Origin of the sequence: Bifidobacterium sp. M0307 (assembly GCF_016100445.1) — a bacterium.
Taxonomy (GTDB): domain Bacteria; phylum Actinomycetota; class Actinomycetes; order Actinomycetales; family Bifidobacteriaceae; genus Bombiscardovia; species Bombiscardovia coryneformis.
In genome coordinates, this window is sequence record NZ_JACFSL010000001.1 from 498,138 (window position 1) to 511,468 (window position 13,331).

General features: G+C 62.4%; 4 protein-coding genes. 1 reads left to right on the top strand and 3 read right to left on the bottom strand.

Annotated elements, in window-relative coordinates:
* Window positions 1–57: 57 nt before the first annotated feature.
* Window positions 58–2,772 carry an aconitate hydratase AcnA gene (acnA, locus tag H3V08_RS01925; protein ID WP_198181428.1) on the top strand — a complete coding sequence of 905 codons (2,715 nt, stop codon included), beginning with the start codon at window positions 58–60 and terminating at the stop codon, window positions 2,770–2,772.
* A gap of 61 nt (window positions 2,773–2,833) precedes the next feature.
* Here the strand turns inward: acnA and H3V08_RS01930 are convergent, their stop codons facing one another.
* From H3V08_RS01930 to H3V08_RS01940, 3 genes are all read right to left on the bottom strand, one after another.
* A complete protein-coding gene (locus H3V08_RS01930) occupies window positions 2,834–6,346 on the bottom strand; it encodes an RCC1 domain-containing protein (protein WP_198181429.1) in 3,513 nt (1,170 codons plus the stop codon).
* A 276-nt stretch (window positions 6,347–6,622) separates the two neighbouring features.
* Window positions 6,623–7,597, bottom strand: coding sequence for a Bax inhibitor-1/YccA family protein (locus H3V08_RS01935; protein ID WP_232340064.1), 975 nt, complete (start codon window positions 7,595–7,597; stop codon window positions 6,623–6,625).
* Between the two features lie 210 nt (window positions 7,598–7,807).
* Window positions 7,808–13,120, bottom strand: coding sequence for an InlB B-repeat-containing protein (locus tag H3V08_RS01940; RefSeq protein ID WP_198181430.1), 5,313 nt, complete (start codon window positions 13,118–13,120; stop codon window positions 7,808–7,810).
* Window positions 13,121–13,331 lie beyond the last annotated feature (211 nt).

Consider the following 13,331-nt stretch of genomic DNA (forward strand, 5'->3'; position numbering starts at 1 on the left):
GCGTCTTGTCCGGACCGTGCCGACAGGGTTTCCCGGGCTGCGCGAGAGGATATGCCCATGAGCGATAGGCCGACAGGACAGGTGCTGTCCAAGCTTCGTGTGGGAGGCCGGGAGTTCGACTACTACCGTATTGCCGACCTTCCCGGTCTTGACCGGCTGCCGTACAGCCTGCGTGTCCTGGTGGAGAACCTGGTCCGAAACCGTGACGGAATCAATATCACCGACGAGCAGGTGGACGCCCTTCTGGGCTGGGACCCTGATGCGGAACCAAGCCATGAAATCCAGTTCACTCCGAGCCGGGTGGTCATGCAGGACTTCACTGGAGTCCCCTGCATCGTCGACCTGGCCACCATGCGTGATGCCGTCAGGGACCTGGGTGGTGACCCGGAGGTCATCAACCCCCAGGTGCCGGCCCAGATGGTCATCGATCACTCGGTCCAGATTGACCTGGCCGGGGTGCCCGGTGCCATCGAGCACAATATGGACGTGGAGTACCTGCGCAACAGGGAGCGTTACCAGTTCCTGCGCTGGGGGCAGCAGGCCTTCAGGAATTTCCGAGTGGTGCCTCCGGGCACCGGCATCATTCACCAGGTCAACATCGAATACCTGGCCCAGGTGGTTATGCAGAAGGAACCCGGGCGGGAGGGCGAACGGCCTCTGGCCTATCTGGACTCCTGTGTGGGCACGGACTCGCACACCACCATGGTGAATGGCCTGGGCGTTCTGGGCTGGGGTGTGGGCGGTATCGAGGCCGAGGCGGCCATGCTGGGCCAACCCATTTCCATGCTGGTTCCCCGGGTGGTCGGTTTCAGGCTGACCGGTTCCATTCCCGAAGGGGTGACGGCCACCGATGTGGTCCTGACCGTAACCCAGATGCTCCGTGACCATGGAGTGGTCGGCAAGTTCGTGGAGTTCTATGGCAGGGGGCTGAGCCAGGTTCCCCTGGCCAATCGGGCCACCCTGGGCAATATGAGCCCAGAGTTCGGCTCCACCTGCGGCATATTCCCGATTGACGAGGTGACCTTGGACTATCTTCGGCTGACCGGCCGCAGTGAGGACCAGATAGCCCTGGTCGAGGTCTACGCCAAGGCCAACAGGCTCTGGCACGACCCGGACGACCCGAATTACACGGAGCCGAGGTACTCCGAGACCCTGGAACTGAACCTCTCCACCGTCCGGCCTTCGATTGCAGGTCCCAAACGCCCCCAGGACAGAATCGCCCTGGACCAGTCCAGGAGTGCCTATAGGGCAGCCCTTCCCGACTATGAAGCGCCTGATGCCGACCGGAAACCGGTCCCGGTCCACACGGAGACACACGGGGACTTCGAGCTGACCAATGGGGCTGTGGTCATCGCTTCCATCACCTCCTGTACCAACACCTCCAACCCTTCGGTCATGGTGGCGGCGGGCCTCCTGGCCCGTAAGGCGCGTGCCTTGGGACTCAGACCCAAGCCCTGGGTCAAAACCTCCCTGGCCCCGGGGTCCCAGGTGGTGACGGACTATCTGGAAAAGGCTGGACTGACCGAGGATCTCGATGCCTTGGGATTCGAACTGGTCGGGTACGGCTGCGCCACCTGCATAGGCAATTCCGGTCCGCTGGATCCCGCCGTATCCAAGGCCATCAACGAGCACGAGCTGACCATGACCGCTGTCCTCTCGGGGAACAGGAACTTCGAAGGCCGGATAAGTCCTGATGTGAAGATGAACTACCTGGCGTCTCCGCCCCTGGTTGTGGCATACGCCCTGGCCGGCTCCATGGACGTGGACCTGGTCAACCATCCGTTGGGGGAGGCCCCTGACGGCAGCCCGGTCTACCTGTGCGACATCTGGCCTTCCAATGAGGAGATTCAGACGGTCATCAACCGTACCTTGGACCGCGACATGTATGTGAAGGACTATGCCCAGGTGTTCAAGGGCGATGATCGCTGGCTGGGCCTGGATGTTCCCTCCGGGCAACTGTTCACCTGGGATCCGGATTCCACCTATGTGCGCAGGCAGACCTTCTTCGATGGTTTGACGGCAACCCCGGCCCCCCTCGGTGACATCGAGGGAGCCAGGGTCCTGGCGCTCCTGGGAGACTCGGTCACCACCGACCACATCTCGCCAGCGGGTGCCATCAAGACGGATAGCCCGGCAGGGCTCTACCTGGAGGGGCACGGCATAGCCCCCAAGGACTTCAACTCCTATGGGTCACGGCGCGGCAATCACGAGGTCATGGTTCGCGGTACCTTCGGCAATATCCGTCTGCGCAACCAGCTCCTGGCCTCGGTCGGGATGGAGGTCCGTCCGGGTGGGTTCACCTATGATTTCCTGTCCAGGAAGCCGGCCACGATCTTCGAAGCCTCCCGGGACTATGCCGAGCGGGGTGTCCCTCTGGTCATTCTTGCCGGGAAGGAATACGGAACCGGTTCGTCGCGTGATTGGGCTGCCAAGGGGACCCTGATGTTGGGGGTCAGGGTGGTCATTGCCCAATCCTTCGAGCGTATTCACCGCAGCAATCTCATCGGTATGGGCGTTCTTCCCCTGCAGTTCCCCCAGAGGGAATCGGTCGAGAGCCTTGGTCTGGACGGGACGGAGACCTACGGGTTTGAAGGAATTGAGGCCATCAACAGGGAGATACCCGATACGATAAGGGTCACCGCCCGCCGTGATGACGGTTGTACCGTCAGTTTTAAGGCCAAGGTTCGCATAGATACCCCCGGCGAAGCCGACTACTACCGTAACGGCGGCATCCTCCAGTATGTGCTGCGCAATCTGATGGATGGGCGTTAGGCCGCTGCCGGTGGGAACAAGGTCTGCTGTCTGGGTTCGGGGGCCATGGCCCTTGAGTTGTCTATCGCTTCAGGCGTCTCAGCCATGAGCTTGCCGATACCAAGGCCATGACCAGACCGCCGACCACCAGGAACACGATGATTCCCGGCCCGCCGGCATTAGGAAGCATGCTGAGATACTCATAGGGGAGGATGGCGTCGTCCTGCTTGATTCCGTTGATTTTCCATACGATTGTGGTGTCGACGACTCCAACCGGATGGGCCGGTGTGGTCACCGTCCAGGTTTCGTCGTTCTCCGCCTTCAGATCGATGCCGTTCCGGCCGTCAAAGGCCACGGAGGTGAGATCCACCCTTCCGGGGAAGGGCATCGTCGTCGGCGTGAGGACCAGTGTCTGGCTGATGGCACCCAGTCCCAGCTGGTTCTCAGTGTTGCGGCCCCATGAATAGGTCTGCCCATCACTGCCGATGGCGATGGAAAAGAGGAAGCCTGAACTTACCTGGGTCAGTGATACGTTCTCGGGCAGACCCTGGACGGTGGTCGGGGTCAGGGCCTTGGAGGTCTGATCATTCCAGTCGTTCGGAATGGACGGAACTCCCAGCGCCCCGCTGCCGTTCCACCCCCAACAGTAAGTCTTTCCGTCGGTTGCGGGGGCCATGTTGAACCCGTATCCGGTCTCGATGTCGGTCAGGACAACACCCGTAGGCAGGGGAACCCGAAGAGGCAACGGGTTGGTTCGGTTTTCGTAGCCATTGCCCATCTCACCCGATCCGCCGAATCCCCAGGTCCAGGCGCTGCCGTTGGAATCCAGGGCGGTTGTATGGCCGTACGTGGCCAGGATCTTGGTCAGGACGGTACCCGTCGGTAGGCCAAGGAGCGGAGCAGCTGTCGGACTGGAGGTGGTGCCTCCATTGCCCAACTCTCCGGACCCGTTCATGCCCCAGAGGTAGGCCTTGCCTGACCTGTCCAGGACGGCATTGTGGTTGTTGCCTGCGCTGATGGAAACCACGCCGACGTCTTCCGACAGTCCTTGAACGCGTACGGGGGTGGTGCTCAGGGCGGCCGCATTGCCATCGCCTGTGGGGACCGAGGTGTTGCCCAGCTGGCCCTGCTCGTTCTTCCCCCAAGCCCAGACCCTTCCCTTGCTGTCCAGGAGCAGGTTGTGGAAGTAACCGGCGCAGATATCAACCACCGTTACATCTGAGGCCAGCCCTTGTATTGGCGTGGGTGTGGGGCTCATTGCGACGGATACGGAGCTCCCGGTTGGGATGTCACTACGTCCCAGTTGGCCGAATTCGTTGGAGCCCCAGGCGTAGATCTTCCCGTCCGATCCGAGTGCAAGGGAGTGGTTGCTGCCGGCGCAGACCTTGACGGGGGTCACTCCGCTTGGAAACCCCCTGACCTCCACCGGTACCGGGGAATCGCCCTCGGCCTGGGTCCGTCCCAACTGGCTTTCGGCGTTGGAACCCCAGGCGTAGATCTTCCCGTCCGACCCTATGGCCAGGGAATGGCTACCGCCGGCGCTGACCTGGCTGAATCTGACCCCCCGTTGTGCCGGGGGTGTCAGAGTAACCCGGGTGCCGCCGGTGTCCGGACCCTTGGCTGGCTGCATCTTCCAACCGTCCTGACCGGTCCATCGGGCGGTCAACGTCGTGTCTCCGATGACGGAGCGGTTGAAGTCATAGGCCACTTTTCCGATGAACCATCCGTCGAAGCGGTATCCGGAACGGACCGGGTCATTCGGTCGTGCGACCCTTTGCCCCGGCTCCAAGGTTTGTTCCGGGACTGTAGGGCCGTCCTGACCGGTATCGAAGGTGACCTGGTATTTGGCGGTCTCTCCCGTGTAGAGGTAAGGCAGGGCGGTGGTGGTTGATGCCCCGTATCGGGTCAGGTGGAGGAGGGCGACGGCCCTTCCCGAAGGATGAGGGGGTGTGGTGACTGTCCAGGAGCCGTCAGACAGCCTGGACAGGTCCGTTCCCGCCTGCCCGTCGAAGGTGACCGAATCGATGACCTGAGGGAGGGGGAAGGGGGTTTCGGTGGCCACGGTAACTGCCTGATCCCCGTTGCCTCCGCCCAGTTGTCCAAAACCATTGGCGCCCCACCCATAGACCCTGCCGTTGGTGGTCAAAGCCATGGTATGCGCCCGTCCGGCGCTGATGGAATTCGCCTGCACGTGGCTGGGTAGGCCCTGGACCTGGACCGGGACCCTATTGGTGGTCGTGGTGGTGCCGTTGCCCATCTCCCCGCCACCGCCGTAACCCCAGGCCCAGACCTTGCCGTCACCTCCGATTGCGGTGGAGTGCCCGTAACCTGCGCTGATTGCAACGCATTTCATCCCGCTGGGCATGGACACGCGGGTGGGGGAGGAGTTGGATGAGGAGGACTGACCGTTACCCAGTTCCCCCGACGTATTGACCCCCCAGGCCCAGACCGTGCCTTGGTCGTCCAAGGCCAGGGCGTGTTCGGAACCTGCGCTGACGGATACGATTTTGGTGCCTTCGGGGAATCCCTTCACCTCGGTAGGTGCGGCGGACCAGGAATCATCCCGGTCCGATCCTGAGGGCACTGAGGGATTGCCCAGTTGGTCGTGGGCATTGCTGCCCCATGTAAACACCCTCCCGCTGGAATCCAGGAGGATGTTGAAGTTGCCTCTTGCACTGATGGAAACAGGTACCGTGCCCGACGGTAATCCCTGCACCTCCACAGGCGTCTTGCTCAAGGCGCTCGCCTCCCCGTGACCGGTGGGAAGATCCGTCCTGCCCAGCTGCCCATACTGGTTGTCGCCCCAGGTATAGACCTTGCCGTCTCGACCAAGGGCGATCATATGGCTGGCTCCGGCGCTTACCTGCGCCAGGGTCAGGTCCGAGGGGAGCTGAACGGGGACTGGCTTGCCCCATCCATAGGGTTTGGTGGGGTCGCCCAACTGGCCCCGGTCGTTATGTCCCCAGGCCCAGGCCTTCCCTTCTGCGGTCAGGGCAATTGTGGTGTAGTCACCGGTGGCTATGTCGGTTGCTGTTCCCGCGGGTATTCCTTTCAGCCGGACGGGGGAGGTGGTGGGGTTGTCGAAGTCTCCGCCAAGTGTGTTGTCGCGGTTGTCGCCCCAGGCGTAGATGTCGCCGTCGCTGCCGAGACCGAATGTCCGCCAGGATCCTGCGCTTATTTTGCTGAATCTGGTTCCGTCCGGTGCCAGGGGCGTCAGCACGATCCGGGTGCCACCTGCCGGGTCGCCGCTGTCGGGATTCATGGACCAGTTCTTTTCAGGGGTCCAGCCTGCTTTCAGAGTCAATGGGGAGGTTACCGGCTTGCTGAAGTCATATGCAACACCACCCGCGAACCAGCCGTCGAAATGATACCCTTCGCGTTGCGGATTGGTGGGCCTGGTGACCAGTCCGCTGGCCGGCACGGTCTGGGGGGAGGGGGCCGGTTGCCCCTGTGTGGCATCGAACTCAACCTGGTAGCCGGCCTCGCTGGCCGTCGCGACTTCCGTGGTCGTAATCAAGGGCACGATAAGGAAAATCGGGACCAGAGCAGCCAGAAGTGTGGTCAGGGTAGAAGAAGCACGTCTGCCTATGGACACGAGGGCCTCCTTGTCGTGCTCCTCTTCTCAAGAGAATAAGGGCGCGCAATCGAGCATGGCGCTTATCCGTTACTGCAAGTTCGATAAGCTCTGAATCATCCACTGTAGGGAATGCAACCCTGGAATCCGTTGATTTCGAAGAAACGACACGACACAGGGTTTGTTACCTCGGTCTCTTTTTCCGATTGGAACGGCAAGGAGGCGGGTTTCATATATCAAAAAGGCCGGAGCAGCTGGTGTTCCAGCCGCTCCGGCCTTGAGCCGGTGGTCTACCAATCAGTCACTGTTTCCGACCATGTCCAGGATGTACAGGAAGAGATTGACGAAATCAAGATAGAGGTTCAGTGCGCAAAGGATGGAGACCTTCTTGATGACCTCGGTTCCCTGATTCTGGTAAGCGGCGAAGATGCGCTTCGTCTGTTGGGCATCATAGATGGTCAGTCCCGCAAAGAGGACGATGCCGATGCCTGCCACAATCCTGAGGGCTGTGTTCGAGGGAGTCAGGAACATCAGTGCGACCTGGACCACAATCAGGAAGATCAGGGCGACCAGGAGGATGCTGCCCATGCCCATCAGGTTCTTGCGCGTGGTGAGTCCCAGCATGCTCAGAACGAAGAAGAACCCGGCGCAAATCACCAAGGTCAGCAGGATGCTCGGGAGGGAGTATGCCACGAATATGGAACTCAGCGTGAAGCCCATCAAGGCTGCATAGAGGTAGAACATGACCCTGGCGGTCGTTGTCTTCATCGTCATGATCCTGGTGCCCAGGAAGACGGCGAAGAGTACCTGGGCAACGGACAGGCCAATCCAACCCCACATTCCCGTGGCCATGATGAAGGCGTACAGGAGACCGGAAACGGCCGTAAGGTAGGCAACAGCAGCCGTGACAAGCAGACCGACGGCCATTTCCCCGTACGCGCGGGACATGGAGATATTCTCGGCTCTTCGCAGGGAAGCGGCAGCGCGGCTGTTCATCGGCGGTGTGGATTGAGGCTGGGGCATCGGCATGGCCGGTGGCTGAGCATAGATCGTCTGGCCGTACTGGGCCTGCGGAGCATACTGTCCTTGCGGGGCGTACTGACCCTGTGGGGCATATTGACCTTGCGGGGCGTACTGGGTCTGTCCTGGGTAGGGGGCCTGTGGCGTGTATTGCGCCTGAGGCGAGGCCTGCATCTGGGGGTTCTGCTGCCTGTACTGGATGCCCTGCTGATTGAAGTCATTGCTTTCTTGGGGCTGACCGTTGAGTGCCATAAGGTTCTCCTTGAAGTGCCTGAGACTAGTTTAGGCACCGTTCGGTCAATTCTACACGTTTGGAAACTGGGTGTATGCGATATTAGTCTCCGTACTATGCGTGACGTATTGGCTGGTTACCCCTATGGGAGAAAAATGGAGGCGGCCCCCTGGGGAATTGAGTGAGCCGCCTCCGATGGCCATGGGCTTTGGGATGCCCGAAATGGCCTCTTACTCAGGTGAAGTATTGGTAGTGGTTGGTGGGGTGTGCCGATGCCGGTTGGCATTGGTGATGGCAAGGGTGAGCATGCCGGCTATGATCAGAAGGATGATGCCGGTGCCTCCCGCGTTCGGCAGGATGCCGGTGTGCCGGTAGGTGTAGGTGTTGGTGGTGTCGTCGGGCTGGTCCTGCCCTGCGAGGGTCCACCGGACGCGCACGGGTACAGGTCCCGGGTCGTGAACGGTGGTGGTGACCTGCCAGGTGTTCGGTCCTGTCCGTCGCAGGGGGAGTGTGGCGTTGTCGATGGTCAGGCTGGTGGGTGTGGGCTGCGGGGGGACGGTGGCCTTGTGTGGCGTTGGCGTGGGATCGGTGTCGCCGTGGCCTGCTTGTCCGTTGGTGTTGTCTCCCCATGCCTGGGTGTCGCCGTTGGTATCGATGGCGATGGTGGTGTCATCGCCTGCAATGGTGACGGTGGTACGAAGGCCGGGGACGACCGTAGGCTGCAACGGGGTGGAGGTGTCATGGCCTGCTTGTCCGTTGGTGTTGTCGCCCCAGGTCCAGGTGCGGTGGTCCTGTCCGGTGGCGGTGTAGTGGGCGCGCCCGGTGGAGGTGTGCGTGAACCGGTACGTGTCGGCCGTGCCTGCGGGCTGGATACGTACGGGGGTTGCGGTGTCGGTGCCGTCGGCGAGGGTTCCCCAGGCCCAGAGGCGTCCCTGCTGGTCGATGGCCAGGGTGTGATCGCCTCCCGCGCTGGCCTGGACATAGCCTGTAGGCTGTTGCGGGTCGGGTGCATCGGCGGCGATGGGGGTGCCGGTGTCCTCGTCTTCATCGTCTTCGTCAACGTTGGCATCGGTGTCGGCGTGGCCGAGCTGGCCGTGTGTATTGGACCCCCAGGTGTACAGGTTCCCATCCGATCCGATTGCCAGGGCATGCCGATCGCCCGCAGCGATTTGTTCGTAACGGAACGCCGGGGGTGCCCCCTTGGGGACGTGCACGAGCAGAGGGATGTCGCTTTTGGTGCTCCCGTATGGGTCGCCGAGCCCTTCTGGCATGGTTCCCCAAGTGTACATGGTGCCATCGGATCCGAGCCCGATGACGAAACCGTCTCCGGCGGCGGTGGAGACCCAGGTGAATTCGGGGTCTTCGGCATCGGCAGGGGTGCGGACCTTGACGGGCCTGGCGCTGCTGGTGCTGTAGTCCCTATCTCCAAGTCCGCTGGGTAGCGACCCCCAGATGTAGAGGTTGCCGTCGGAGCCGACTGCGGTGCTGTGGGTGCGCCCGGATGCGGCCTTCACCCAGGTGAACTCGTCGCCGGTGCCGTCGGGTCGGGTAATCAGGACCGGGGAGGTGCGCCGGGTGAGGGTGCCGTCCCCGAGTTGCCCGTAAGTGTTGTCGCCCCAGGCGTACAGGTTGCCATCCGAGCCGATGCCCAAAGCGGACGATCCACTCGTGTCCACTGATGCCAGGCGGATACCGGGCGCGGCGGGTGCGGTCAGGGTCAGGGTCTCGTCGCCGTACTCGCTGCCGTGGTCCGGGCTCAGGACCCACCGACCGGCTCGGTGCCACCGACCGGTCAGGGTCAGGTCATGCTCCAGAGGTCGGGTGAAGTCGTAGGCCACGTCACCGTCGAACCATCCGTCGAACGTCCACCCGTCCTCGTGTGGGTCAACCGGGCGTTGAGTGGGCTCGCCGACCGGAACCTGCTGCGGGTCGGGGGCGTGACCGTGTGGGGTGGTGAAGGTGAGGGTGGCCATGTCGCCGGTGTAGGTGAACTGCTGGCTCGTGTCCTCGACGTGCTGGGATTCTTCGTAGTCGTCGTCCCCCTGGACGCCGGGCAGGGTCCGGATGGTCATCGGAACGGTCTCGGGCCGGTGCCGTGGCGAATAGGCATGCCAGCCGTCGGACATGCGCCGCATATCCCCGAGATTCGTCTTGGGGCCGAACAGGACACTTGTGATTCGACCGTCCACCGGGCGCCACACCATGACCGGATCGATATGGCGTCGTTCGTCGTAGTCATCATCACCGTCGGTGTTGACGCCAAGCTGACCCCGGTCATTGTCCCCGAACGCGTACGTGTCGCCGTCCGAACCGATGATTAGTGTGTGGTAGCCGCTGCTGTTCGCGGTGAAGAGACGGGCGTACTTGAATCCGTTCGGCATTCCTTTGGGGATTGGGACACGGATGGGGTTGGATACAGGCGGGTCGTTGCGGCCCGTGTTGATGTCGGAGCCCAGCTCTCCGTACGAGTTATCGCCCCAAGCCCATACACCGGTGCTTGTGATGACCATGTACTTGCTCCACGAGCCACCTATCTCAGTTGCTCCGGACAGACCGGGTACCCGGCCGGGTCGGTTGGCGGGGTTGTTTGCGTCTGAGGTGCGGCCCAACGTGGCTCTTGGTTCATCCCCCCAGGTGTAAACGTTACCGTCCCGGCCGATTCCCATGGTGTGGAAAGAGCCACCGCAGAGAGTTGTGAAGCGCAGTCGGGTGTCGACGGGCGCCGGCCCGTTGCCGACGTGGCCGAGCACAGCATCAGGGTCCGCAGGGTGGTCGCTCATGATGTCATCGGCGCCCCAAGTCCAGGCCGTCCCATCGCTGGTCAGGGCCATGGAATGGGATTCGGCTCCGCCAAGTGTGGTGAAAGCCGCCTCGGGTACGAGCACCTTCCCGGCAGTGTCACCCCAACCTCGGCCGTCCCAGCCGAGGTGGCGTCCCAGCTGACGGTTACCGTTGAGTCCCCAAGACCAGATGTTGCCATCCTGGTCGAGGGCCAGCGTATGGCTCATGCCAACGCAGATGGCGATGAACCTCACATCCGCGGGCACATCGATCAGGCCGGGTCGTTTGTAGGGGTGGTCATCGTCCGCTGGGCGGCCTTGTTGGTGCTGTCCGTTATAGCCCCAGGTCCAGACCCTGCCGTCGCGGTCCAGTGCCACGGAGTGCCAGTAGCCTGCCTGCACTTGGGTGAACTTCACGCCTTCGGGCATGGCGACCATCACTGGGGTCGAACGATTGGTGGTGGTGCCATCGCCGACCTGTCCGTCGTAGTTGCCCCCCCACCCATACGCATTGCCGTCACTGCCCAGGGCCAGAGAGTGGTGTAGCCCTGTGGACACCTGGGCGAACCTGACCGGTGCTGTGGGTGAAGCCAGGTGCACGTCGGTGCCGCCACGCCAGGGGCCCCTGTTGGGGGTGGTGACCCTCTGCCCCCAGCGGGCCGTCAGGGTTACGTCCCCGGTCACGGGTTTGGAGAAGTCGTAGGCCAGGTCGCCCTGGAACCAGCCGTTGAATGTCCATCCGTCCGAGGTCGGGTCGTCGGGGAGGCGTACGGTGTCGCCGACGACGACGTGTTGTGCGGGCGTGGAGGATCCGTGCTCGGTCTTGAAAGTGACGGTGGCGGTGCGGCCGGTGTAGGTGAAACGTTGGCTGGTGTCGTCAGGTTGGGCGACACGGTCAATCGTGGATTGGATGGTGAGGGTGGCGGTGCCCAGGCCGTGCCTGGGGGCGGTGACATGCCAACCGTCGGCCTTGCGATAGGGGCCGGCGGAGTTGCGTGATTCATCGAAGGGGAGGTCGGTGAGCTGGGTGTTGGCGACCTGCCAGACCATCACCGGGAGGGGGTTGGATGTCTTGTTCGCGGTGTTGAATCCCAACTGACCGTATGCGTTATCTCCATGGGCGTATGTATTACCGTCGGAGCCGACGAGCAGGGTATGGGTGCCTGCTGAGCCGCTCGATATAGAGATGTACCCGAATCCTGCGGGTACCTTGTCGGGGGCGGAGACTCGGACGGGTGTGACTGAATCCTGGGTGGTTCCGTCGCCGAGTTGGCCCCGGTCGTTGCTTCCCCAGGCCCAGATACCGGTGTCCGTAACGGCCACGGTACGGCCGGCTCCGGCGCTGACACCGGTTGCCCCTGTCAGGCCGGGCACGCGGCCTGGTCTGTCGGCGGGGTTGTCCTTATCAATGGTATGGCCCAGTCTTCCATTTTCTGTGTCGCCCCAAGTCCAAATGGTTCCGTCTTCGGCTATGGCCGTCGAATAACGATCGCCTGCGCTGATGACAGTGAATCGCAGGTCAGTAGCGACCGGGGCGGGATCCAAACTGAAGGACATGCCTGGTGGAAAGTTGGGGGTTCTGTCAGTACCGAGAGCGTTGCTGAAAGTCCCCCAGGTCCAAGCGATGCCATCCTCTGTCAGGGCTATGGAGTGGTCTTTCCCGGCGCTGATTGCAGTGAGCCCTTCGGGCATGTTGTATTCCACCAGTCCGGGTGTGTATTGAGGGCAGTTTCTGGTGTTGCGAGCAATGTAAGCAGAATGACCCCAGGACCAAGCCCGTCCATTCTGATCCAGGGCCAGGGAATGGACGGAGCCAGCGGTAATCGCTGTGAAGGTCACGTCCTCGGGTGCGGCGACCAAGACGGGTGTCGATATGGTCTCCTCGGTGTTTGAGCCTTGCCCCAGGTTACCGTACCAATTGTTGTGTCCCCAGGTCCAGATCTTGCCATCCCGGTCCAGAGCCATGGCGTAGTCGTCCCCGGCGGACACCTGGGCGATCCTGACACCTTCGGGCAGAGCGACCATCTGTGTAATGTTGCGCTGGGTTGTGGTGCCGTCACCCAACTGGCCGTATTTGTTGGTACCCCAGGCGTAGGCGTTGCCGTCGCTGCCCACCGCCAGTGAGAAGCCATTACCTGTGGACACTTGGGCAAGGCGGACCTGGTCGGTTGGCGTCGCCACCGTCACGTCGGTGCCGCCCAGATGGGGGCCTTCGTTTGGGCTGGTGGAGAACGAGCCGCCCCACTTGGCGGTCAGGGTCACGTTCCCGGTCACGGGTTTGGAGAAGTCGTAGGCCACATCACCCTGGAACCAGCCATTGAAGGTCCAGCCCGCACGGGTGGGATTGTCATGTGGAATGGCGGCTGGTTTTCCGTCGGCCACGGTCTGCCCGGACGGCATCCCCTGAGTGCCCGCCACGGAAGAGAAGGTCACGGTATGGTTGCCCAGAGCCCTGCTTGCAGGGCGCCCCGCGTCAGCCAGCGGACTGGGCGTCGACAGCGGGGAGGGGGCGGTTTGCTGCTTTGGTGCAGTTGCCGAAGACGGCGAAGCCGAAACCGAAGGTGATGGTGAAGCCGAGGGGGAGGGCATAACAGAGGGAGAGGCCGAGGGGGCAGGAGAGACGCTGACGGAATCCACCTGGTCCTGTTCGGCCCCCGATGCCTGGACTCCCGCTGCCAATCCCAGCCCCGCAAGGGACAGGGCGGCCATGATACCCAGAACGGGACGCAAGAAACGACGCCCGGACACGACGGAACTGCGCATACGCGTAGCTACCTCCCCAACAATCCACCCCTACTGTCGTCCGAACAACAGCAAACCCAACTAAAACGGAATCCCGCCACCCCCATGACGGAATCGGACAAGAGTAAGGATGATCCCAACAATCAAACCGAGAAAAGTTTACCATGCTTCCCGAGGGTGCGACAGCCTGCGTGTCCGTACCCTTGCCAGAGGCAGCATAAAATGAGGGCAT

Excerpts from the sequence above, each read along its gene's own strand:
- acnA (WP_198181428.1), top strand. The coding sequence starts at position 58 with ATGAGCGATAGGCCGACAGGACAGGTGCTGTCCAAGCTTCGTGTGGGA.
- H3V08_RS01940 (WP_198181430.1), bottom strand. The coding sequence starts at position 13,120 with ATGCGCAGTTCCGTCGTGTCCGGGCGTCGTTTCTTGCGTCCCGTTCTG.
- H3V08_RS01935 (WP_232340064.1), bottom strand. The coding sequence starts at position 7,597 with ATGGCACTCAACGGTCAGCCCCAAGAAAGCAATGACTTCAATCAGCAG.